This window comes from Aeromicrobium camelliae, from assembly GCF_003850045.1.
Classification (GTDB): domain Bacteria; phylum Actinomycetota; class Actinomycetes; order Propionibacteriales; family Nocardioidaceae; genus Aeromicrobium; species Aeromicrobium camelliae.
This window is the reverse complement of record NZ_RQJX01000007.1, coordinates 36,556-58,794: the sequence shown is the minus strand read 5'-3', so window position 1 is coordinate 58,794 and position 22,239 is coordinate 36,556. Positions and strand designations below refer to the sequence as shown.

Here is a 22,239-nt window from a genome sequence, read left to right as displayed (position 1 = left end):
TCATATTTTTCCTGAGGGTTTTCTCATGTTTTTCGTCACAAGCTGACGATGCGCCTCCCGATCAGCGTCGCCAGACGCTCACCACGCCTGGTCGCGGGATGCTCCCCGGGCCGTCCGGCCAGGTCGATCCGGGTGCCTCCGCCGTGGCTCCGTCGACCTCGCCGGGATGCTGCACGCACACCATGACCCGGCTGCGGTCGATGTGCGGGCCGCAGGTCTCGGCACCCCGGGGAACGGTGAGGAACTGCTGCGTCAGGCCCCGGTGCCGGCCGTGGAGCGCCACCGCGAAGAGCCCGTCGTGCGACCCCAGCGCGTTGCCGTCGGTGGAGATCCACAGATTGCCGTAGGGGTCGAACGCGAGGTTGTCCGGGCAGGAGATCGGTGAGACGTGCCGCTTGTCCATGCCGCCGAAATAGGTGTCGGGGCTGGCCGGGTCACCGCACACGAGCAGCAGGTTCCAGGAGAAGCGCGTCGCCGCGGCATCCTCATGCCGCTCGGTCAACTCCAGCACGTGGCCGTGCTTGTTGGCGTTGCGCGGATTCGCCTCGTCGGCACGTGCAGCCCCCGCGGCGCCGCGGTTGCTGTTGTTGGTGAGCGCGACGTAGACCTTGCCGGTGACCGGGCTCGGCTCGACGTCCTCGGGCCGGTCCATCTTCGTGGCGCCGACCTGATCCGCGGCGAGCCGCGTGAACAGCAGGACCTCCTCCGCCGTCATGCCGGGGACATGCGAGCGCGTCCCGCTCACCAGCGGAATCCACTCCCCTGCGCCGTCGAACGCGCCGTCGCGCGGCAGCCGGCCGCTGCCGTCGATCTGCTCGGCCGGCGAATCACCGGTGAGACGCGCGACGTACAGCGTGCCCGAGTCGAGCAGCTGTGCGTTGTGCTCGCGGGCCTTGCGGCTGTTGCCCTTGCGCATCTGCGTGTCGGAGACGAACTTGTAGAGATAGTCGAACCGTTCGTCGTCGCCCATGTAGACCGCGACGCGGCCGTCGGACGTGAGACGCGGCTGTGCCGCCTCGTGCTTGAAGCGCCCGAGCGCGGTGCGCTTCTTCGGCGTGGACTCCGGGTCGTACGGGTCGACCTCGACGATCCACCCGAACCGGTTGATCTCGTTCGGCTCCTTGGCCAGATCGAAGCGATCGTCGAACCGCTCCCATTTGCGGTCGGTCTCCGTCCCGGAGACGCCGTAGCGCGCGAGCCGTGCGGCGGTGACGGGATCGGTGACGCTGTCAGCGTTGGCGAAGTACTGGTTGAAGTTCTCCTCCGCCGTGAGCCACGTGCCCCAAGGCGTCAACCCGCCCGAGCAGTTGTTGAGGGTCCCGAGCGCGGTCCGGCCCTCAGGATCGGCCGTCGTCCGCACGAGTGGGTGGCCCGCGACGGGCCCGGTGAGCTCGAACGGTGTGTTGGTGTGCAGTCGCCGGTTGAGCTGGTGCCCGACGACGGGCTTCAGCGCACCGCTGCGCCGCTGAGACTCGACGGCCACGACACTCAGCCCATGCGCTGCCCAGCCGATCTCGACCTGCTCGCGCGTCGGGTTCTCCGGGTCGTAGCCCGGGTGCATGATCTGTTCGTCGGTGTACTCGTGATTGACCACCATGAGGTACTCGCCGCCCCGCAGCGGCAGAAGCCCGAGGAAGTCGCAGTTGTAACCGAACTGACGCAGCTGGGCGGCGGCGGTCTGGCGCCGCGGGTCGAAGGCCGGCGCGTCGCGGAAGATCGGGTCGCCCCACGCCATGACGACCTGCTGGTCGAAGCCGCGCGGGACGGTGACCGCGTCGTGCGTGTTGGGCGCGACCGGCTCGAACTCCAGTCCGCGGGGCCCCCGCGAGAACGAGCCCTTCGACGCCGGTGACGCCGATGCGGCCGCCGGAGCGCTGCCGACGGCTGACGTCACCGCTGCGGCGGCGCCCAGCACGACGCCCGCGCGCAGCACCCCGCGCCGCGAGATCTGCTCGCGGACGAGATCGCCGAAGTAGAGGTTCGCCGAGGTGTTGGGCGCGTCGTGACCACACGCGTCACCGCAGCGGTAGCGGCACGTGAGGGCCTGACGGCCGGAGGAGCAGGGCGAGACGAGAGGGAGTTGTCGAGCCATGCCGCCGACCGTAGTCAGCGCCCCTCCCGATCAGGTGAACGCCGAGGCAACGCTGCGTGAAGGGTGCGTACTGCTGGTCAGACTCCGCCGGTGAGGGTCAGTCCGCCGTCGATCGTGATGGTCTGCCCGGTGACCCAGGCAGCGTCCTCGGACAGCAGGAACGCGACGACCGACGCGATGTCCTCCGGCGAGCCGAGCCGCTTCATCGGGTAGGCGGAGGCGACCTCCTCCTCGCGGCCCTCGTAGAGCGCGCCGGCGAAGCGGGTCTTGACGACGGCAGGAGCGACCGCGTTCACCCGGATCGAGGGGGCGAGCTCGAGCGCCAGTTCCTGCGTCACGTGGATGACGGCGGACTTGGAGGCGCCGTACATGCCGATCATCGGCGCCGGCTTCAGACCCGCGATCGAGGCGATGTTGACGATCGCCCCGCCGTTGTCCTTGAGCGCCGCGGCGTACGCCTTCTGCGCCCACGCGGCGGCCGACAGGACGTTGACCCGGAAGATCTTCTCCGCGGCCGCGAGGTCCATCTCGATCATCGGTCCGTAGACCGGGTTGATGCCGGTGTTGTTGACGAGGAAGTCGAGTCGACCGAAGCGCTCGATCGCGGTGGCGATCGCCTCGTCCTGGTGCTCGGCGTCGTCGGCCGCACCCGCGACGAAGGTGGCGTTGTCCTCGCCGAGACCGGCCACGGCCTCCTTGAGGGCGTCTTCCTTGCGCGCCGTGATGACGACCTTCGCGCCGTCGGCGACGAGCCGCTCGGCGACGCCGAGGCCGATGCCCCGGCTCGCGCCGGTGACGATGGCGACCTTTCCGCTGAACCTGGTCATATCCACTCCCCCGTTCTCAGCTGAGCCGCTCGATGACCATGGCCATGCCCATGCCGCCGCCGACGCACATGGACTCGACACCGAACTGCTTGTCGTGCCACTGCAGCGAGTTGATGAGCGTCGCGGTGATGCGCGCGCCGGTCATGCCGAACGGGTGACCGACAGCGATCGCGCCGCCGTTGACGTTGAGCTTGTCGACGTCGATGTTCAACTGCTGAGCCGAGCCGAGCGCCTGCACGGCGAACGCCTCGTTGATCTCGAACAGGTCGATATCCGAGATCGACATGCCGGCGTTCTTGAGCGCCTGCGGGATCGCGGTGACCGGGCCGAGGCCCATGATCTCCGGGGAGAGCCCCGTGACGCCGGTGGAGACGATGCGCGCGAGCGGCGTGAGGCCGAGCTCCTTGGCCTTGGTGTCGCTCATGACGACCAGCGCTGCCGCGCCGTCGTTGAGCGGGCAGGCGTTACCGGCCGTGACGGTGCCGTCGGGACGGAACACCGGCTTGAGCTGGCTGATCGCCTCGTACGTCACGCCGGGGCGCGGACCGTCGTCGGCGGTGACCTGCGTGCCGTCGGGCAGCGTGACCGGGGTGATCTCGCGCTCCCAGAAGCCCTCGGCGATGCGCTGCTCGGTGAGGTTCTGGCTGCGCACGGCGAAACGGTCCTGCTCCTCGCGGCTCATGCCCAGGACCTGCTGCACGTTCTCGGCGGTCTGGCCCATCGCGATGTACACGTCTGGCAGCTGTCCGTCCTCACGCGGATCGGTCCACGCGGGCGCCTCGCCCTGGCTGCGGTCGTCCGTACGGCGCATCGCCTCGGCGAACTTCGGGTTGGTGATGTCCTGCCCCGGGATGCTGTCGCTGGTGCCCTTGTCGAAGTGGCTCACGACCTCCACGCCGGCGGAGATGTAGGCGTCACCCTCGCCGGACCTGATGGCGTGGAAGGCCATCCGCGTGGTCTGCAGGCTCGACGAGCAGTAGCGCGTGATGGTGGTGCCGGGAAGGTGGTCGTAGCCGGCGAGCACGGCCACGTTGCGGCCCATGTTCCAGCCCTGCTCTCCGCCGGGCAGGCCGCAGCCGAGGATGAGGTCGTTGAGGTCGGCCGGATCGAGCTCGGGGACCTTGGCGAGCGCGGCCTGCACCATCTGCACGGTGAGGTCGTCGGCGCGCATCTGCGTGAGCGAGCCCTTGAACGCGCGACCGATCGGCGAGCGCGCGGTGGAAACGATGACGGCTTCAGGCATGAGTCTGTCGCTTTCGGTGGTCGATGAGGGTCAGAAGCCCAGGTCGCGGCCGATGAGTTCCTTCATGATCTCGTTGGAACCGGCCCAGATCTTGGTCACGCGGGCATCCCGCCAGGCGCGGGCGACCCGGTACTCGTTCATGAATCCATAGCCGCCGTGCAGCTGGACGCAGTGGTCGAGCACGTCGTTCTGGATCTCCGCGCTCCACCACTTGGCCTTGGCGGCGTCGATCGCGGTGAGCTGGCCGTTGCTGTGGGCGAGCACCGCCTGATCCACGAACGCCTCGGCGACCTCGATCTTGGTGACGAGCTCGGCCAGCAGGAACTTGTTGTGCTGCAGCGAGCCGATGGACTGACCGAAGGCCTTGCGGTCGTGGCAGTACTGGATGGTCTCGGCGAGGATCTGCTTGGCGTGCGCGATGTTCGACACGGCGGCACCGAGCCGCTCCTGCGGGAGCTTCTGCATCATGGCGATGAAACCGCCGCCGAGCTCACCGATGACGCGGTCGTCACCGAGCCGGACGTCCTCGAAGAACAGCTCGGCGGTGTCGGACTCCTCCTGCCCGACCTTGTCGAGCTTGCGGCCGCGGCTGAAGCCGGGATCGGTGGCCTCGATGCCGAACAGCGTGATGCCGCGGGCGCCCTTGGAGGGATCGGTCCGCACGGCGGTGACGATGAGGTCGGCGGAGAACCCGTTGGTGATGAACGTCTTCGAGCCGTTGATGACCCACGTGTCACCGTCACGCACCGCCGTGGTCTTCAGGGCGGCGAGGTCGGAGCCGCCCGAGGGCTCGGTCATTCCGATCGCGGTGACGATGTCGCCGCTGGCGCAGCCGGGCAGCCAGCGCTGCTTCTGCTCCTCGGTGCCGAGGTCGACGATGTACGGCACGGTGATGTCGGCGTGGATGCCCACGCACGAGGACAGCGAGGCATTGACCTTGCTGAGCTCCTCGGCCCACACGGCGTTGAACCGGTAGTCCTGGGCATCGGCTCCGCCGAACTCCTCAGGGATCTCGAGGCCGAGGAACCCCTCGGCGCCGGCGGCCTTCCAGAAGTCGCGCGGAAGGCCCTTCTCGGTCAGGTGCTCCTCGAGGTGCGGGCGGACCCGCTTCTCCAGGAACGCGGCGCAGGACTCGCGGAACGCCTCGTGATCGTCGGTGTAGATGGTTCGCTGCATCGGTCTTCCTGGGGGTCAGTGGTGACTAAGCGCTTGCTTAGCATGCCACCGATGTTCCATCATGTCCACCATGACCACGGAGGCCCCCTCGGCACGCGCTCGCTCCGCCGCCACTCGCGAACGGCTCATCGATGCGGCGGTGGAGGCGTTCGCCCAGAAGGGCTTCGCTGCCACCACCACGCGCGACATCGCGTCCCGCGCCGGCATGAGTCCGGCCGCCGTCTACGTGCACCACGCGACGAAGGAGGACCTGCTGTTCGAGGTGAGCCGCCGCGGCCATCTCGACGCGCTCAGGATCATCCGGGACGCGGACGCCGAGGGGACGACGCCGCTCGAGCGTGTCCGCTCGATGGTCGCGGCCTTCAGCCGCTGGCACGCGGTCAACAGCCGCGTGGGGCGCATCGTCCAGTACGAGTTCGACGCGCTGACCCCGGAGCACCGGCAGGAGATCGCGGGTTATCGGCGCGACATCGAACGGCAGATGCAGCGCGCGCTCGAGGCGGGCGTCGCGGACGGCGACTTCGACGTCGTGGACATCAAGGGCACGGCGCTCGCGGTGCTCTCCCTCAGCATCGACCTCGTGCGGTGGTACACGCCGGGCGGCTCGATCACGCCGGACGACCTCGCAACCCTGCACAGCGACCTCGCCGCCCGCATGGTCGTGCGGCACTGACCCTTCTCGGACAGGCGAAAGCCCCCGCCTCGGGGGAATGGCGGGGGCTTTCGGATCTGGGGGAACGTCAGGCGTTCGCGTTGGCGTCCTCGGTCTGCAGGACAGCCTCGGCCACGATCTGCAGCTTGATCTTGTCGCCGATCATGACCTTGTCGCCCTCGAGGGGGATGTTGAAGTCGATGCCGAACTCCTTGCGGCTGATCTCACCCTTGGCCTCCACGCCCACGCGGGTGCCGCCCCACGGGTCGCCGCCCTCGCCGAGGAACTCGACCTCGAGCTCGATGGGCTTGGTGACGCCGCGGATCGTGAGGTCGCCGGTCACGACGAACTCGTCGTCGCTCTCCTGGCGCACGCCGGTGCTGGTGAAGGTCATCGACGGGTGGGACTCGACGTCGAAGAAGTCCGCCGAACGCAGGTGAGCGTCGCGGTCGGCCGTACCGGTGTTGATCGAGCTGAGGTCGACCGAGACCTCGACGCTCGAGTCGGTCACGTTCGGACGGGTCACGATGGTGCCGTCGAAGGTCTCGAACTTGCCGCGAACCTTGCTCATGATGTGGCGGACCTGGAACCCGATCTCGGTGTGCGTCGGGTCCAGCTTCCAGGTGCCGGCAGTCACGTTCGTCATGGTGTCTCCTCGAAAAGTCTGTGTCGCATCGCGCTGACATTGATCACTCTAGCCGATGGTTGAACTTTCAATCAAGTCCCCGAACGCGTAAACTGGCTCACATGAACGATCGACCGTCCCTCGAGCTCGCCGAAGTCAATGACACGCCCTGGCTCTCGACCGAGCAGCAGCACGTCTGGCGTGCGTTTCTGGGCGGCTCGACAGTGCTCATGGACCAGCTCGACCGCGATCTGCGGCAGGCGCACGGTCTGTCCATGTCGGAGTACGAGATCCTCGTCCGGCTCTCCGAAGCTCCGGACCGCTCGATCCGCATGGCCGAGCTCGCCGCGCAGGTCGCGCACTCACGCAGCCGCATCACGCACACGATCGCGCGGCTCGAGAAGGCACGGATGGTGACGCGGGGGCAGTGCAGCACGGACGGTCGCGGGGTGACGGCGGTGCTCACCGACCACGGGTTCGCCGTCCTCGCGGAGGCCGCCCACACGCATGTGCGCGGCGTGCACGACTATCTCGTCGCCAACGCCAGCGCCGCGGAGTTCGAAGCGCTCGGCCGCATCATGAACCGCATCACCGAGCAGCTCGGCGGCCGCTCCTTCTGACCCCAGCCGGGGCGCGGATTACCAGGTGATGTGGGTTTTCTTCACTTCTCCCTGTGAGTTCACCCGGAGAAGTGACAAGAAATCTACGTCACCTGGTAAACCGCCAGCCGGACGTCAGTCGCGGGTCAGACGGCGGTGCGTGACGGCGTGAGGACGTGCAGCCTCCTCGCCGAGACGGGCGACCTTGTTCTTCTCGTAGTCGGCGAAGTTGCCCTCGAACCAGAACCAGTTGTCGGGCTTCTCGTCCGTGCCTTCCCACGCCAGGATGTGCGTGGCGACGCGGTCGAGGAACCAGCGGTCGTGGCTCACGACGACGGCGCAGCCGGGGAACTCCAGCAGCGCGTCCTCGAGCGACTGCAGTGTCTCGACGTCGAGGTCGTTGGTGGGCTCGTCGAGCAGCAGCAGGTTGCCGCCCATCTTCAGCGTGAGCGCGAGGTTCAGACGGTTGCGCTCACCGCCGGAGAGCACGCCGGCGCGCTTCTGCTGGTCCGGGCCCTTGAAACCGAACGACGCGACATACGCCCGGCTCGGAACCTCGAAGTTGCCGACCTTGATGTGGTCGAGGCCGTCGGACACGACCTCCCACACGTTCTTGTTGGGGTCGATGCCGCCGCGGCTCTGGTCGACGTAGGAGATCTTGACGGTCTGTCCGACCTCGAGCGACCCCGAGTCGGGCTGCTCCTGGCCGACGATCATCCGGAACAGCGTCGACTTGCCGACACCGTTCGGACCCACCACGCCGACGATGCCGGCGCGCGGGAGCGAGAAGGTCAGGCCGCCGAACAGTTCGCGGTCGCCGAAGGACTTGTGCAGATCGGTCGCGTTGAGCACGACATCGCCGAGCCGAGGACCGGCGGGGATGTTGATCTCCTCGAAGTCGAGCTTGCGGGCGCGCTCGGCCTCGGCGGCCAGTTCCTCGTACCGCTTGAGACGCGCCTGGTTCTTGGCCTGGCGGGCCTTCGGGTTGGAGCGCACCCACTCCAGTTCCTTCTCGAGGATCCGCGCGCGCTTGGCGTCCTTCTTGCCCTCGATCTGGAGGCGCTGCTTCTTGGTCTCCAGGTACGTGGAGTAGTTGCCCTCGTACGGGTGGGTCTTGCCGCGGTCGAGCTCGAGAATCCACTCGGCGACGTTGTCGAGGAAGTACCGGTCGTGGGTGATCGCCAGGACGGCGCCCGGGTAGCTCTTGAGGTGCCCCTCGAGCCAGTGCACGGACTCGGCGTCCAGGTGGTTGGTGGGCTCGTCGAGCAGCAGCATGTCGGGCTGCTCCAGCAGCAGCTTGCAGAGCGCCACGCGTCGGCGCTCACCGCCTGAGAGGTGGTCGACCAACTCGTCCGGCGGCGGGCAGCGCAACGCGTCCATCGCCTGCTGCAACCGCGAGTCGAGGTCCCAGGCGTTCGCATGGTCCAGGTCGGTCTGCAGATCGCCCATCTCGGCGAGCAGCGCGTCGTAGTCGGCGTCCGGGCTCGCGAGTTCCTCGCTGATCTGGTTGAACCGATCGAGCTTGGCCTTGATGCCGGCCACGGCTTCCTCGACGTTCTCCAGCACCGTCTTGCCCTCCGACAGCGGGGGCTCCTGCAGCAGAATGCCGACGCTGGCCTCGGGATCCTTGATGAGGTCGCCGTTGTTGGGCTGGTCGAGACCGGCCATGAGCTTGAACAGCGACGACTTGCCGGTGCCGTTGGGACCGACGACGCCGATCTTGGCACCGTGCAGGAACGACAACGTCACGTTGTCCAGGACGACCTTGTCGCCATGGGCCTTGCGGACGTTGCGCAGAGTGAAGATGTAGTCAGCCATGGTCGTTCCAGCCTATCGACCACACACGACGATCACGCAGCGGCGTCGCGCACCGAGCTGCGGAAGGTGTCGTAGGCGCGCAGCTCGCGCTCGATGCGGCCGAGGATCTCGTCGTCGACGACCCGGCCCACCGTCTCGCGGATGCGCTGGACCACGTCCTCGGCACGGCGGCGTGCGGCGGCACGGACGAGTGCCCGCGCCATCCAGGTGAGCGCCACGCCGCCGATCCCGCCGAGCGCCGCGAGCCACAGAGCCGCGGGCACACCGAGCAACGACGGACCCGCCCCCACGACCCCGACGGCCGCGAGCAGCAACCACCCGACGCCCAGGAGCATGGCTGCGAAGAGCACCCACTGCAACACGCCGACCACGCTCCACCACGCGGGGGAGCCCTGATCGCGGAGGTCGATCGCGCGCACCTCGGCATCGACGCGGTTGGCCACCGCGCCACTGCCGCCGGCCGCGCGGAGCATCGAGGCCCGCCACGCCGGTGCGGTCCCCTCGATCGCGGACTCGGCGGCCTCGCGGATGGCCAGCTCGGCGCGGGCGTGTTCGACGGCAGTACGCGACGGTGTGGAGTCGAGCTCCTGGTCGGCTCGACGGCGGCGTCCCCGGGCGATGAGTCCGAACGGCGGCCAGTCGGTGGCGGCCGTGCCGGCGGTGGCCGTGGCGAATTCGACCGACTGCGCGATCTGCGCCGACCCCGTGCCGGCTTCGAGGGCCGTGATCAGCTGCTCACGATCCTCGGATGTGAGTCCGCGAGGTTCAGAGGTCCCGCCGATCTCTGCCAGCTCCCGTGCGGCGGTGCGCACTTCGGCGGTCAGGCGCGTGACCGCGGCGTCCTTGGCGACGGTCCGGCGTGAGATCTCCGCGCGCAGGTCGTCCAACCCGCGCCCGGAGCGCGCCGATGTGGCGATGATCGGCACGCCGGTCAGGCCCTCGCGGTCGAGGATGCGGCGCAGGTCGGTGAGCGCGGTCTGGCGATCCGCCTCCGTCGCCAACCGGTCGATCTGGTTCATCACCACGATCGTCGTCTCGCGGTGCTGCGACAGTGGTTGCAGGTACCGCTCGTGGATGGCGGCGTCCGCGTACTTCTGCGGATCGAGCACCCACACGAACAGGTCGGCGAACTCCACCACGCGGTCGACCTCGAGCTGGTGCGCCTCGACCACCGAGTCGTGGTCGGGCATGTCGAGCAGCACCAGACCGTCGAGCGAGGAGTCGGTGCCCTCGGTGTCGTCCAGCGGCCCCTGGCGGGTGAGCTGATGGCGCGGCGGGATGCCGATCCAGCCCAGCAGCTCGGAGGCGTCGTCGGGTCCCCATGTGCACGCGAGCGTCCAGGACGTGGTGGGGCGCTTGACGCCCACGCCCGCGAGGTCGATGCCGCTCAACGCGTTGAACAGCGACGACTTGCCTGAGCCGGTGGCGCCGCCGAGCGCGACGATCGTGTGCGCAGCCGACTTGCGCAGCCGCACCGAGGCGCGCGAGAGGGCCGTGCGGGCACCCTCGAGGTGGTCATCGCGCAGCCGGCCTTCGGCCGAGGCCACGGCCGCTTCGAGCGCAGCGAGCCGGTCGTCCAAGGGGCTCGTCACACGCCCTCCTGCTGGATCGTGGGTCGTCGGATGTCGGTTGCGAGCCGCACGACGTCGGCTCGGTTGGCCACCTTACGCAGGTCGCGTTGCGCGGCGCGCACGGACTTGGGCTCGGGCACGAGGCGACGGAATCGATCGGCTTCCTCTGCGAACAGGGCCTCGAACCGCGCGCTGAGGTCCGCGGCGGCGCGGTCGGCGAGGTCGCGGACGGCCTGATCGCCGAACACGGCCTGCAAGAGCTTCTGGGCGACCACGGCGGTTCCGCCGGCGATGCCGACCTCGGCTCCGGTGATGCCTCCGGTCCCGGCGAACACCGCGACCATGAGGGCGATGCCCGTGGCGTTCACCCCGGTGGACACGGCCGTGGCGCGCGCCTTCTTGCCCTCGCCCTCCTCGGCCACCAACCCCTGCACGAACTCCTGCCACTCCCGGGCGAGTCGCTCGGCGCGCGCCGCTAACTCGCGGGAGGCGCGGTCGAGCCCGCGATGCTCGTCGAGGAGCGCGCGCCCGGCGGGCTCGGACTCCCAGGCACGGGCGGTTTCCTCCGCCGCACGCTCGGCCTGTTCCACGAGCAACAGATGAAGTCCCTGGCCGATGGCGGAGCCGACCGTCTGGGGATCGACTTGACGGACCGCTCGGGCGGCGACGCGGTCGCGCCAGGAGCCGACGGTCTGCTCGAGCCGGCGCAGCACCTCGCCGGTGCCGACGAAGGCCTGCCAGCGGGCGAGGACCTCGCCGCGCAGCACGGTGCCGTCCGTGGCGGCGCTGGCCACTTCCTCGACGGCACGTCGGTAGATGGTGTCGACGTCGTGGACGAGCGCCTCGGCCGCCTCCGCCTGCTCCTCGATCTCGTCGGCGAGGTCGCGCGAACGGAAGACGTCGTGGCGGATCGCGCCGTGCAGCGTCGCGGCGACGATCGTGCGCCGTCCGACGACGTCCGCCGCCAGCTCCTGCAACCAGAGCACGATCTGCCCGACCTCGTCGAACGGCAGCATGCCGCGGCGGTTGACGGAGGACTCGCGCACCGTGAACAGCGGCGAGTCGGAGAGCCCCCGGGCCGTCATCATGCGAGCCAGGTGCCGCCGCACGTCCTCGACGGCGTCGGCGGGTGTGCGGTCGAGGACGACCGCGACCGAGGCGCTGCGCTCGGCCGCGCGACGCAGGTAGTCCCACGGGACGTGGTCGGCGTAACGGGCCGCGGAGGTGACGAACAACCAGAGATCCGCCGCAGCCAGCAACTGCTCAGCGAGCTCGCGGTTGCCGACGTCGATCGAGTCGATGTCGGGGGCGTCCAGGATCGCCAGCCCGGCCGGGATGGTGGGGCTGCTGACCTGACGCAGCGCATACACCTCGTGGGGGTTCTCCCCGGTGCGTTTGAGGTCCGGCAGCACGCGGTTCGAGGCGAACCAGGCGGCGTCGTCGGGATGATGAACGAGCACGGGAGTGCGGGTGGTGGGGCGCAGCACGCCGGTGTCGCTGACGTGCCGGCCGACGATCGAGTTGACCAGCGTCGACTTGCCGGCGCCGGTCGACCCGCCGACGACCACGAGCATCGGCGCGTCGAGCTGAGTGAGCCGCGGGATGACGAAGTCCGACAGTTGGTCGGTGACCTCGCGCTGGATCGCCCGCGCATGCTCCAGACGCGGCGTCTGCAGGCGCAGCGGCGCAGTACGGACCGCGGCGAGAAGGTCCTGCGTCGCGGTCAGCAGTTCCTGAACCCCGGGGTCGCTGCTGGCCACCTCAACTCCTGCGCACTGATCGGTAACTACGTGTCAAGACTATCCGAGCCGGCCTCACGCGGGGGTGGTCGCAGCCGCGTCGCCGAGCGGACGTGCCTCGTCCACGAGCATCACCGGAATGTCGTCGCGGACCGGGTATGCCAGGGCACAGGCATTGCAGATGAGCTCGCCCGCATCGGCGTCTACGAACAGCGCCGAACGACACTGCGGGCAGACGAGGATCTCCAAGAGCGCGGGGTCGAGGTTCATGTCTCCAGCCTAGGCCGTGAGCCCGTCCTCGTGTGGGACTCCCCCGGGCCGCGTCATTCTCGGATCCGGGCGAGGACCTCGTCGCGGACGCGCTCCATCGTGGGACGGTCGTCGGCCTCCACGTTGAGCCGCAGGAGCGGCTCGGTGTTGGACGCCCGCACGTTGAACCACCAGGTGTCGGCGGTGACCGTCAGGCCGTCGAGTTCGTCGAGCTCGAACGACGCATACTCGCGACGCAGGAGGTCGAGCACCGCAGCTTGGTCATCGACCGTGCTGTTGATCTCGCCGGACGCGGCGTACCGCTCGAGCGCCCCGATCAGGCGCGAGGCGGGGACGTCGGTCTCGGCCAACGCACCGAGGACGTGCAGCGCGGCGAGCATGCCCGAGTCGGCGAGGTAGAAGTCGCGGAAGTAGAAGTGACCGGAGTGCTCGCCGCCGAACACCGCCCCAGTGCGCGCCATCTCGGCCTTGATGAGCGAATGTCCCACCGGGGTGCGGACGGCGGTACCGCCGTGCTCGGCCACGACCTCCGGGACGACCCTGGAGCAGATGGCGTTGTAGAGGACCGTGGCGCCCGCCTGCTCGGCCAGGTAGCGCGAGGCGATCAATGCCGTGATGGCCGACGGCGAGACGATCTCGCCCTGCTCGTCGATGACGAAGCAGCGGTCCGCATCGCCGTCGAAGGCAAGGCCCAGATCGGCCCCGTGCTCGCGGACCGCGGACTGGAGGTCGACCAGCGTGCGGGGGTCCAGCGGGTTGGCCTCGTGGTTCGGGAAGGTGCCGTCGAGCTCGAAGTAGAGCGGCACGAGATCGACGTCGAGCGTCGCGAAGACCGCGGGCACCGTGTGTCCGGCCATCCCGTTGCCGGCATCGACGACGACCGTGAGCCGCCGACCCCTGACGGGAGCGAGACGATGCAGGAGCGCGGCGTACTCCTCGAGGAAGTCGCGCGCCGTGACCCGTCCGACCGGTTCGGCCGGCGGCGTGTCCAGGCGCACCGACGCCGCTTCGGCGATGGCCGACAGGCCGGTGTGGAAGCCGATGGGGCGCGCCCCCGCCCGGCACATCTTGAGACCGTTGTACTCGGCCGGATTGTGGCTCGCGGTCACCATGACGCCGGGCATGTCCAGCCGGCCCGAGGCGGCGTAGAGCTCATCGGTGGAGGCGAGTCCGATGTCGACGACGTCGGCTCGCTGGGAACGGATGCCCTCACTTAGGGCGGCCACGAGAAGGGGCGAGGTGGACCGCATGTCGTGGCCGATGACCGCCGAACCCCGGCCGCCGCTGATGCCGACCTCGTCGGCGAACGCTGCCCCGAGCGCGCGGGCGACCTGCGGCGTGAGGTCCTGCGGCGCGAGGCCGCGGACGTCGTAGGCCTTGACGATGTCGGACAGACGCGCGTCGATCACGGCGTATCGGGCCTCACGAGCCGAAGCGACGGACGACCCTCGGCGGTGTCCTCGTCCGGTTCGACCGGCCGGCGGCCGACCTCACGGACTGCCTCGGCGAGGGCGACGAGGTCGTCGACCGACGGCGGCGGCGGCTCACTGGACTGCGTGGCGAGCCGGAGCACCTGCCACCCCTGCGGTGCCGACAGCCGGCTCGCGTGCTCGGTGCACAGATCGTAGGAATGCGGCTCCGCGTACGTCGCCAGCGGTCCGAGGACGGCGACCGAATCGCCGTAGTCGTAGGTCAGGGTCGCGATGGCCGGCTGCGCGCACCCTGTGCGCGTGCAACGTCTCTGTCCCACCCGACGAGGGTAACCGGCACGCCCGACAGCGCGAGATAGGCTCACCGCATGGACGTCTTCGGGGGCCACGTGCACGGCCCTCGGCCGGGCCGCTCGCGCGACCGGCGCGGTCGCGGTGCCCGGGGTCCGATGTCGCTTCCCGGTCCGCTCTCGCCTCGGCGGATCCGCGCCGACCGCAGCCGCAGAGCCGCGTTCGACCACCTCGTCGCCGACGTCATGCGAGCGATCATCGAGCGGGGGCCGCGGAGCGCTCCCCCGGTGGAGGTCGCCGTCGAGGAGGCGCCGCTGCTTCCCGAGGGCTGGGCCGACGAGGTGCCGGCCAGCAGCATCCACCCCTTGGGCAGCGCGCCCGGCCATCGGCTCGTGCTCTACCGGCTCCCCATCACGACGCGCTCGCGATCCGGGGCCGAACTCGAGGAGAACGTGTGGGACATCGTGCTGCTGCGGCTCTCCGAAGCCTGGGAACTTCCCCCTGAGGACATCGACCCGCGCCCCTGATCAGGCGTGTGTCAGTGCCAGCGACACCGCGTCGCGCGACGTGGTCTCGCTCCGTCGCTCGACCACCAGACCCGGGCATAGGTGGTCGAGTAGCGCGCGAGGAACGAGCGGGCGAATCGAGACCGACTCGGGGGTGTGAACAAGGTCTCGGAAGTGCCGGTGGCCTTCTCTAGGTTGGAGACATGATCGAGAGCAGTTCTGACGCGCGGGTCGGCTTCGTGGCCGCGTTGCGGCGCGAGCGTGCTCTGGCGGAGTACCGCCGTCCGCTACGCGATCCGGTTCCGTGACGGCACCTGCCGATACCCCGGCATGGAGCCATCGCATAAGGGGCATAGCCGCGATGGAAGCAACAAGAGCCGCCGACTGCGACCTCGACCACCGAGAACCACTCCCGGACGGCCCGACCTCACACGCCGAACCCCTACCCCTGGGCGAAGGATGGGCGTGGCGCGTGGGCGAAACGATGCTGCGGGAATAGAGCGCATCGCGTCGTGTGGTCTCGATACGCCGCTCGTTCCTCGCGGCTACTCGACCACCGACGAACTTCAGTCATGTGATCTCGCTCCGTGGCGGCTACGCCCTCATTGCCACGGCTCCATTTGTCGGCCGCGGCCGGCCTCCCTACTCGACCACCTATGGCGGGTCGACCGCCAGGCGTGTGTCAGTGCCAGCGTCCGCCCCACGAGACCGCCGGGGCCACGGCGTCCACGGGAGCGACGGTGAGTGGCAGCGAGGCGATGCCCGGTCCGTTCACGTACCGAGCCGCCGCGTAGCCGCCCTCGGCCTGAACCACGGCGTACGCGCCGCCCTCAGCGACCTCGCCGATCGCAAGGGAGGCGCTCGAACCCTGAGACACCGGAAGCTCGCGCGTTCCCAACGACTCCATCTGCGCGTCGAACACCTCGATCTGCGCCTTCAGGTCGGCATCGGGAGCCACCACGGTGAGCTGCGTGTCCCCCACCACCGGCATCACGGCGGGCCCGGACCGCAGCGGCGCCAGTCCGCCGCTGTCGGCGACGTCGTCGGGGCTCTGGGAACGCACGATGCCCGTGATCGGCTGCGAGGACCTGAGCTGAACCGCCGCCCCGGCGGGCGCCTCGCCGGGCAGGCCCACCTCGCGCACGGAGCCGGGTTCGACGGTGACGTCGTCGAGTCCCTCGGCCACGAAGGTGCCGCTGTCGGCACTGACGATCGATACTTCGACGTTCGCGGTCTCGTTGCCGGGGTTGGTGAGGATCAACCGCCGCTCGACGCCGGCGGGCAGGCCCGACATGACGGTCGCGCGACTGGGGGCCGGGCCAGCGGTCTGGACGTCGCTGCCACGCACCGGGCCCGATCCCGACTCCAGGGCCGCCGCCACAACCACGCCGCGCTGGCGGGCGACCCGGACGGTCAACAGCGCCTCGCCGGCGGCCAGATCGGAGCCGGCGAGCCGCCGCGTCTCCCCCGCAGCGAGGGTCAGCGCGTCTCCGTCGGGCACCTCGACCTCACCCACCGGGGACCAGGCGCGCAACTCGACGACCGCTTCGTCGTCGCCGGGGTTGACCAGGACGAGTTCGGCGTCATGCCCTTCGACGGCACCGAGGCCGTTGAACCAGGCATCGTCGACGATGCGCGGACACGCGGCCACCGCGAGCCCCTCACCGCGTCCGGTCGCGGTGCCGGCGAGGAAGCCGACAGCTCCGCTTCCCTCGCCGGTCTGCGTCACCGAGATCGCCTCGCCGCGCGGCGCCGCGTTCCGCCAGATCGAGGCGTCGGCGAGTTCGGGGACCTCGGCGCCGTCGGGCAGCGCCACTGCCTGGGCCTCGTCGCCGGGCGCCACCTGGCCGGCCGTGACGGTGAGCCCCTCCCACGACGGGCAGGTGTAGGACGTCTGGTCGACGTCCGCACGGGTGGGTTCAGGTTGCGGCGCCGAGATGCCCGGCAGCACGGCGACGAGTACGACTAGGACCGCCGCGAGGACGGGAAAACCGAACCGAGGAGCGAGCGCAGGCATCAGGGGGTCTCCTCCTCGTCGGGGCTGCGGCGGCCCGGCACCGCGGCGATGGCGAGCGCCGCCCAGGCGGCAAGCCATCCGCCGACCGCGTAGGGACGCCACGCCGCGGCCTCCGGGGCCTCCGCTGCCACCTCGGCATCGAGTGTCCAGACGCGCGAGCCGGGCCGATCGCTTCCGGCGGGCAGAAGGCCCGGCGCGGCGCTGATCCCCTGAGCGATGGAGGCGTCGGCGTCGGGCAGGTAGATCGCGTCGATGCCGAAGCGGGACAGCTCCTCGACGTCCTTGGCCGACGACGTCGCGAGCAGGCTCGTGACGGTCGAAGCGAAGCGATCGCGTCGTTCCGGCGAAGGCTTGACCGCCTCCTGGCCCAGGTGCGGTCCGGCGCCTTGAACCACGTCGATGGTGACGCCGTCGGCGAGCGACCCGTCGATCACGAGGGTCGTGCGTCCTTGGTCGGCGAGATACGCCGGGATGGTGGGCGTTACCGCCCCGCTCAGCGGGTCGGCTGTGCCGCGCACGACCCACCAGGCACCGACGCCGAGCGGGAAGATCACGGCCACGACGATGCCGGCGATGACGGCCTTGCGACCCCAGCGTGCGACCTCGCCGACCGCGAGCAGCGCCGCGGTACCGAGACCGGCCAGCCAGATCGCCGCCCCGAGGCCGGACCACGCCGAGGTTCCGGCAGGACCTGCGACCGCGGGCACGAAGGAACCGATCGCGGCGACGAGCAGACCGCTCAACGCGATCCACCACGCCAATGAGACCTCGAAGCGGGTCGCCCGCGGCACCAGGGCGAGCAGACCGAGCACGAGGACACCGGCCGCAAGCGCCCAGGGTGCGCTGCCGGGGCCGCCGCCGGAACCGCTCACGAGCTCCAGTACCGATGCCTTCACGCCGCGCGAGATACCGGCCTCCCACCACCAGTCGGCGGGGTCGATGACGCGTCGCCACCAGGCCGGGCCGGCGACCAGAGCCGCTGCCGCGACACCCACGAGGAGTTCGCGCGGCGGACGAAGCCGCGCCACGACGAGAAGGCCCGCGATCGCCAGGACGGCGATGAGGAACGCCGCGGGCGCGAACGCGGAGACGACGGCCAGCCACAGGCCGACCTGCGCCGCCCGCGTCCACGAGGGCAGCACGATGACCTGCGCGATGGCGTTGGCGAGCACCGGGGCGAGGATGAGCGCGACCACCGTGCCCAGCCGGCCTTGAGCCACGGCCCCCGAGGCGGCGGTGAGCAGGCCGTACCCGACAGCCCAGACGATGCGGGCTGCTCGCCGGTCGGTGATCGTCCGTCCGAACCGGTGCGCGGTGAGGGCGGCGAGCGGGACGGCGAAGACGATGAGGGCCCAGCTGAGCAGTCCGGGAGCGAACGCCACGAGGAGTCCCACGGTGGCGAGCACCGGCAGATACGGAGCGGGCCAGCCGGCCGAGCCGAGACCCGTGGCGTCGGTGGCGCGCGTGAACAGGTCACGCCACCAGTCGGTCACCGAGTCCGGAGACGGTGGCAGAACGGGCGAGGCGACCGCTCCGGTCCAGAGCCCCCGTCCGGCGAGCAGCGCGAGGACGGTCAGCACCAGGACCGTGGTCGCCCAGGGGTAGCGCCGCCACCAGGGGTCGCCGTCCTCGACGACGATCTCCTCGTCGATCAGGTCGAGCGTCGACGAGCGCCGGCCCAGCGTCTGCACGGCCTCGGGTCGCACGGCGGCCCGGATGCTCTCCACGAGGACGTCCCAGCCGTGCTGATAGGGCAGCCACGCCGACGGGAACAGGTGCGCGATATCGCGGCTCGACGCGCGCGCCGTCTGCGCGCGCTGCGCCCGCGCGCGGCGCATGAGGCCGGGTTTGGCGAAGACCTCCCGCAGCGCGGCGAGTTCACCGGACGCGGCGCGGGTGTCCTTGACGATGAGGAACCCGAGCATGCGCAGGATGGTGCCGACGAACAGGCGCACCGACCGCCACCAGAACCGCGGTCCCGTCGCGTTCGCGAGCATGGTGTAGACGGCAGCGCGGCGGCGCTCGCCGGCGGCCGGACGGCGCCGACGCGTCCTGCGGCTGGCGGCCTCGGCGTGGAACAGCACCGCTGCGGGTGCGGTCCGCGTTCGGTAGCCGGCTCGGGCGACGCGCCAGCCGAAGTCGATGTCGTCGAAGAACAGGGGCAACGCGGGATCCAGGCCTCCGAGCTCGTCCCACACGTCGCGGCGCACCAGCATGCCCGCGGTGGAGACGGCGAGGACGTCGCGCGGCCAGTCGTGCTGACCGGCGTCGGGCTCGCCCGGCTCGAGGCCGGTCTCGAGCGCAGCGGTGCCGGTGATCGTCCGGCCGACCTCGAGGAGGCGCCGCAATGAGGGCCATTCGCGGATCTTGGGTCCGACGACCGCGATGTCGTCCGCGCTCGTGGCCTCGTCCAGCAGGGCGGTCAGAGCACCCGGATCGGCGATCGCGTCGTCATGGAGCAGCCAGATCCAGTCCGTGCGCGGCGCGGCTTCGACGGCACGACGCACGCTTTCGCCGAAACCGGCGTCGGGTGAGCCCGAGGAGATGACGTGCTGGGCGCCGAGGGCGTCACTGAGCAGGGTCCGCGTGTCGTCGTCGGACTCGACGTCCACGGCGATCCAGCGGGTCGGGAGGTGATCGAGGCGTGCCAACGACGCCAGGGTCTGGGGCAACCAGCGTTCACCGCGGCGGCTCACGATGACCGCGAGCACCGACGGCGGCGCCGATCGCCATGCGGGCAGCTGCTCCTCCTCGTCCACTCGCTTGAGGCTAGTGGACGAGGTGCAGCAGCGCCCGAGTGGTCAAGCGCGCTTCTTGAGCTTGCGGCGTTCGCGTTCGGACAGACCGCCCCAGATGCCGAAGCGCTCATCGTGCGCGAGCGCGTACTCCAGGCATTCGGTGCGCACCTCGCACGTCGTGCAGACGCGCTTGGCTTCGCGGGTGGAGCCACCCTTCTCGGGGAAGAACGACTCCGGGTCGGTCTGAGCGCACAGAGCACGCTCTTGCCACATCAGCTCCGGATCGCTGGTCTGCGGCCAACCTTCGAATGACATACATGAAATTACAGCCGTGGCGCTGCCAAACGTCAAGCTGAAAAGCAAATTTGTGGATCACCTCGGCGTGTCGTCCACAGGTGCGACCGCTACGGTCGGGTGCGTGATGACTCTGGCCGACCTCGTCCCTCTCACTCCCCAGCCGCTCGTGACGTTCTACGACCTCGACACGGGCGAACGTGTGGAGCTCAGCGGCATCACCCTGGCCAACTGGGTCGCCAAGACCACGAACTTCCTCACCGAGGAGCTGGAGGTCGAACCCGGCACGCGTCTTCGCCTCGGGCTGCCGCCGCACTGGCTGCGGACCGTGTGGCTCGTCGCCGCCTGGACGGCACGGTGCGTCGTCGCCGACGAGGACGCCGAGGTGGGCCTCAGCGGACCTGAACTCCAGGCCGACGAGCCGATCCGCCTCGCCGCCTCTCTACGCCCACTCGGGGGCCGCTTCGCCGACGCACCCGAAGGCTTCACCGACATCGCCGCGGTCGTGCCGCCCCAGCCCGACGTGCTGCTCTCCATCGATCCGCCTGAACCGGGCGATCTCGCACTCGACGTCGCGGGGACGCGACTCACGCACGCCGAGCTGCGCGGCACCGCGCCGGACGCCGGCCGGTTGCTCGTCGCCGGACTCGATCTCGTGGCCGAGGCACGGCTGCTCGTCGCGGCATGCCTGGGCGGCGGCTCTCTCGTCATCGCCGCCCACGCCACCGACGCGGACCTCGACCGGCTCGCTGACCAGGAGCACGCCACGATTTATCCGGCCTGAACCCAGATTTGCGCCTCATTCGTCGACCGCGCACCCCGCTGGTGCGCGAATGGAGCGCAAATCTGGGTTCAGCAGGCGGCGGCGAGGTCGTCGGTGAGGTTGGCGTCCGGGGTCTCGGTCGGGTCGGCGGGCTGCTCGGGTGCGGCCTGAGTGGGTGCCGTCGTCGGGGCGGGCGCCGCCGGCGGGGGTGTGCTCGGGGCTGCCTGGCCTGAACCCGCCACGAGGGCGGCGATGTCGGCGTGGATGGCGGCGAAGTCCGGATCGGCCGTGTTGTACGCCGGCGGCACGATCGACAGCGTCGCGATCTGCTGGTTGCGCGCCTTGAGCGCGAGGTCGGCGAACGCGGCCAGTTCCGACGCCGGGAGGTTGGTACTCAGCATCTGGGAGCTGGAATCGGCGATCTGACCGGCGTTGAGCAGCACCGTCTGCGGGCTGAGCTGATCGAGCATGGCGACCATGAGGCACTTCTGCCGCGCCATGCGCGTGAAGTCGTCGGATTGGATGCGGCTGCGGGCGAACCAGAGAGCCTCGTTGCCGTCCAGCTTCTGACGACCCTCGGGGATGTACTCGTCGCGGCGCCAGTCGGTCTCGCCGAACATCGCGATCGGCGTGGGAACGGTGACCGTGACCCCGCCGACCGCGTCGACGAGGGACGCGAATCCCTGCATGTTGATCATGACGTAGTAGTTGACCGACAGACCGGTCGCGCCCTCCACCGCGTCGATCGTGGCGTCGAGTCCGGGGTCGTCGCTGCCGGGGTAGAGATCGGCACGCTCCTGACCGGCGGTGTGGACGGCGTTGAGCAGGCACTCGCTGCCGCAGTTGAACCCGTACGGGTACACCGTGTGCATGGGCGAGTCCTCCGGGAAGGGGACGTTCTGCAGGTTGCGCGGCAGCGAGACCATGACCGTGTCGGCGGTCGTCGCGTCGATGCTCAGCACGTTGAGGGAGTCCGGTCGCAAGCCCTCACGCCCGTCTCCGGAGTCGGCACCGATCAGCAGGATGTTGTAGCGGCCCTGCAGCGGTGGTGCGGTCTCGGTGGCCGCGAACACCTCGTTGACGACCTGTCGCGAGGCCGACACGGTGCTCCAGCCGATCGTCAGCATCCCGCTGACCAGCGCGATCACCGTCATGTTGAGCACGGCCACCAGGAGCCAGCGAGGCCGGTCGAGCCCGGGGAGGGTGGCCAGCCGCCACGCGTCGACGAACAGTGCGAGCCACAGGAGTGCGACGGCGATGACGACGAGGCGGGCCACGTAGAGCGTCTCCGAGTCGGTCACCCAGCCGAAGATCGTCTCGCGATCAGGGCGGAACCACAGCAGGACGACGAGGGCGGCGAGGACCGCGACGGCCCAGAGCGACATGACGGCGAGCCCGAGCCGTCGGCGGCCGGCGAGGAACTGGGCGCTGCCCGGCCACACGATCGTCGCGACCATGAGGGACAGGGCGCGCCGCAGCGCGCGAGCCGGTGAAAGCCGGCGCCTTCCGGACGGGCGGTCTTCCTCGCCCAGAGCCCTGCTCCTCTCCCCCGCGCCGTTCGCGGGGTCCACTGTCGACGACACGTCAC

Annotated in this window: 19 protein-coding genes; 4 read left to right on the top strand and 15 right to left on the bottom strand. The window is 70.0% G+C overall.

The features are described from left to right. Window positions 1-61: 61 nt before the first annotated feature. From EHW97_RS06945 to EHW97_RS06930, 4 genes are all read right to left on the bottom strand, one after another. Window positions 62-2,092: a PhoX family protein gene (locus EHW97_RS06945; protein ID WP_124236442.1), complete on the bottom strand. Its 2,031-nt coding sequence runs from the start codon at window positions 2,090-2,092 to the stop codon at window positions 62-64. Between the two features lie 77 nt (window positions 2,093-2,169). After that, window positions 2,170-2,919 carry an SDR family oxidoreductase gene (locus EHW97_RS06940; RefSeq protein ID WP_124236441.1) on the bottom strand — a complete coding sequence of 250 codons (750 nt, stop codon included), beginning with the start codon at window positions 2,917-2,919 and terminating at the stop codon, window positions 2,170-2,172. A 16-nt stretch (window positions 2,920-2,935) separates the two neighbouring features. Beyond that, window positions 2,936-4,162, bottom strand: a complete 1,227-nt coding sequence (locus EHW97_RS06935; RefSeq protein WP_124236440.1) for an acetyl-CoA C-acetyltransferase — start codon at window positions 4,160-4,162, stop codon at window positions 2,936-2,938. Between the two features lie 30 nt (window positions 4,163-4,192). Then, the gene (locus tag EHW97_RS06930) at window positions 4,193-5,338 is read right to left on the bottom strand and encodes an acyl-CoA dehydrogenase family protein (RefSeq protein WP_124236439.1); all 1,146 of its coding nucleotides are present in this window, start codon (window positions 5,336-5,338) and stop codon (window positions 4,193-4,195) included. A gap of 70 nt (window positions 5,339-5,408) precedes the next feature. Between EHW97_RS06930 and EHW97_RS06925 the strand changes: the two genes are divergently transcribed. After that, window positions 5,409-6,011 carry a TetR/AcrR family transcriptional regulator gene (locus tag EHW97_RS06925; RefSeq protein ID WP_124236438.1) on the top strand — a complete coding sequence of 201 codons (603 nt, stop codon included), beginning with the start codon at window positions 5,409-5,411 and terminating at the stop codon, window positions 6,009-6,011. 67 nt (window positions 6,012-6,078) lie between these two features. On the opposite strand, the gene EHW97_RS06920 is transcribed toward EHW97_RS06925, so the two are convergent. Then, window positions 6,079-6,636, bottom strand: a complete 558-nt coding sequence (locus EHW97_RS06920; protein WP_124236437.1) for a YceI family protein — start codon at window positions 6,634-6,636, stop codon at window positions 6,079-6,081. A 101-nt stretch (window positions 6,637-6,737) separates the two neighbouring features. Between EHW97_RS06920 and EHW97_RS06915 the strand changes: the two genes are divergently transcribed. Continuing rightward, window positions 6,738-7,235: a MarR family winged helix-turn-helix transcriptional regulator gene (locus tag EHW97_RS06915; RefSeq protein ID WP_124236436.1), complete on the top strand. Its 498-nt coding sequence runs from the start codon at window positions 6,738-6,740 to the stop codon at window positions 7,233-7,235. Between the two features lie 114 nt (window positions 7,236-7,349). Here EHW97_RS06915 and ettA read toward each other — a convergent pair whose 3' ends face one another. The 6 genes from ettA to EHW97_RS15725 are packed head-to-tail and all read right to left on the bottom strand — an operon-like array spanning window position 7,350 to window position 14,362. Next, entirely contained in the window at window positions 7,350-9,032 is a 1,683-nt protein-coding gene (ettA, locus tag EHW97_RS06910) for an energy-dependent translational throttle protein EttA (protein WP_124236435.1), read from the bottom strand. Between the two features lie 32 nt (window positions 9,033-9,064). Beyond that, window positions 9,065-10,624, bottom strand: coding sequence for a GTPase (locus EHW97_RS06905; RefSeq protein ID WP_124236434.1), 1,560 nt, complete (start codon window positions 10,622-10,624; stop codon window positions 9,065-9,067). Continuing rightward, the gene (locus EHW97_RS06900) at window positions 10,621-12,363 is read right to left on the bottom strand and encodes a dynamin family protein (protein WP_124236433.1); all 1,743 of its coding nucleotides are present in this window, start codon (window positions 12,361-12,363) and stop codon (window positions 10,621-10,623) included. Before EHW97_RS06900 ends, EHW97_RS06905 begins: the two co-directional genes overlap by 4 nt. Window positions 12,364-12,417: 54 nt before the next feature. Then, window positions 12,418-12,612, bottom strand: coding sequence for a Trm112 family protein (locus EHW97_RS06895; protein WP_124236432.1), 195 nt, complete (start codon window positions 12,610-12,612; stop codon window positions 12,418-12,420). A 53-nt stretch (window positions 12,613-12,665) separates the two neighbouring features. Beyond that, window positions 12,666-14,021 (bottom strand): phosphomannomutase/phosphoglucomutase, encoded by a 1,356-nt coding sequence (locus tag EHW97_RS06890; RefSeq protein WP_243696331.1) that lies wholly within the window; start codon window positions 14,019-14,021, stop codon window positions 12,666-12,668. Then, entirely contained in the window at window positions 14,018-14,362 is a 345-nt protein-coding gene (locus EHW97_RS15725; RefSeq protein WP_243696330.1) for a DUF3499 domain-containing protein, read from the bottom strand. Before EHW97_RS15725 ends, EHW97_RS06890 begins: the two co-directional genes overlap by 4 nt. Window positions 14,363-14,410: 48 nt before the next feature. On the opposite strand from EHW97_RS15725, the gene EHW97_RS15720 reads away from it, so the two are divergent. Next, window positions 14,411-14,860 carry a metallopeptidase family protein gene (locus EHW97_RS15720; protein ID WP_243696329.1) on the top strand — a complete coding sequence of 150 codons (450 nt, stop codon included), beginning with the start codon at window positions 14,411-14,413 and terminating at the stop codon, window positions 14,858-14,860. 661 nt (window positions 14,861-15,521) lie between these two features. On the opposite strand, the gene EHW97_RS06880 is transcribed toward EHW97_RS15720, so the two are convergent. Genes EHW97_RS06880 through EHW97_RS06870 form a run of 3 tightly spaced genes read right to left on the bottom strand, consistent with a single transcriptional unit; the run spans window position 15,522 to window position 19,909 of the window. Beyond that, window positions 15,522-16,856: a DUF5719 family protein gene (locus EHW97_RS06880; protein ID WP_124236430.1), complete on the bottom strand. Its 1,335-nt coding sequence runs from the start codon at window positions 16,854-16,856 to the stop codon at window positions 15,522-15,524. Continuing rightward, window positions 16,856-19,615, bottom strand: a complete 2,760-nt coding sequence (locus EHW97_RS06875; protein WP_124236429.1) for a glycosyltransferase — start codon at window positions 19,613-19,615, stop codon at window positions 16,856-16,858. Before EHW97_RS06875 ends, EHW97_RS06880 begins: the two co-directional genes overlap by 1 nt. A gap of 42 nt (window positions 19,616-19,657) precedes the next feature. After that, window positions 19,658-19,909, bottom strand: coding sequence for a WhiB family transcriptional regulator (locus EHW97_RS06870; protein WP_124236428.1), 252 nt, complete (start codon window positions 19,907-19,909; stop codon window positions 19,658-19,660). A 106-nt stretch (window positions 19,910-20,015) separates the two neighbouring features. Between EHW97_RS06870 and EHW97_RS06865 the strand changes: the two genes are divergently transcribed. After that, a complete protein-coding gene (locus EHW97_RS06865) occupies window positions 20,016-20,672 on the top strand; it encodes a TIGR03089 family protein (RefSeq protein ID WP_243696338.1) in 657 nt (218 codons plus the stop codon). Window positions 20,673-20,740: 68 nt separating this feature from the next. Here EHW97_RS06865 and EHW97_RS06860 read toward each other — a convergent pair whose 3' ends face one another. Then, window positions 20,741-22,108: an LCP family protein gene (locus EHW97_RS06860; RefSeq protein WP_124236426.1), complete on the bottom strand. Its 1,368-nt coding sequence runs from the start codon at window positions 22,106-22,108 to the stop codon at window positions 20,741-20,743. Window positions 22,109-22,239 lie beyond the last annotated feature (131 nt).

Coding starts and splice junctions, on each gene's coding strand:
- EHW97_RS06945 (WP_124236442.1), bottom strand. CDS start 2,092: ATGGCTCGACAACTCCCTCTCGTCTCGCCCTGCTCCTCCGGCCGTCAG.
- EHW97_RS06860 (WP_124236426.1), bottom strand. CDS start 22,108: ATGGTCGCGACGATCGTGTGGCCGGGCAGCGCCCAGTTCCTCGCCGGC.
- EHW97_RS06920 (WP_124236437.1), bottom strand. CDS start 6,636: ATGACGAACGTGACTGCCGGCACCTGGAAGCTGGACCCGACGCACACC.
- EHW97_RS15720 (WP_243696329.1), top strand. CDS start 14,411: ATGGACGTCTTCGGGGGCCACGTGCACGGCCCTCGGCCGGGCCGCTCG.
- EHW97_RS06880 (WP_124236430.1), bottom strand. CDS start 16,856: ATGCCTGCGCTCGCTCCTCGGTTCGGTTTTCCCGTCCTCGCGGCGGTC.
- EHW97_RS06930 (WP_124236439.1), bottom strand. CDS start 5,338: ATGCAGCGAACCATCTACACCGACGATCACGAGGCGTTCCGCGAGTCC.
- EHW97_RS06870 (WP_124236428.1), bottom strand. CDS start 19,909: ATGTCATTCGAAGGTTGGCCGCAGACCAGCGATCCGGAGCTGATGTGG.
- EHW97_RS06895 (WP_124236432.1), bottom strand. CDS start 12,612: ATGAACCTCGACCCCGCGCTCTTGGAGATCCTCGTCTGCCCGCAGTGT.
- EHW97_RS06915 (WP_124236436.1), top strand. CDS start 6,738: ATGAACGATCGACCGTCCCTCGAGCTCGCCGAAGTCAATGACACGCCC.
- EHW97_RS06935 (WP_124236440.1), bottom strand. CDS start 4,162: ATGCCTGAAGCCGTCATCGTTTCCACCGCGCGCTCGCCGATCGGTCGC.
- EHW97_RS06865 (WP_243696338.1), top strand. CDS start 20,016: ATGACTCTGGCCGACCTCGTCCCTCTCACTCCCCAGCCGCTCGTGACG.
- EHW97_RS06925 (WP_124236438.1), top strand. CDS start 5,409: ATGACCACGGAGGCCCCCTCGGCACGCGCTCGCTCCGCCGCCACTCGC.
- ettA (WP_124236435.1), bottom strand. CDS start 9,032: ATGGCTGACTACATCTTCACTCTGCGCAACGTCCGCAAGGCCCATGGC.
- EHW97_RS06940 (WP_124236441.1), bottom strand. CDS start 2,919: ATGACCAGGTTCAGCGGAAAGGTCGCCATCGTCACCGGCGCGAGCCGG.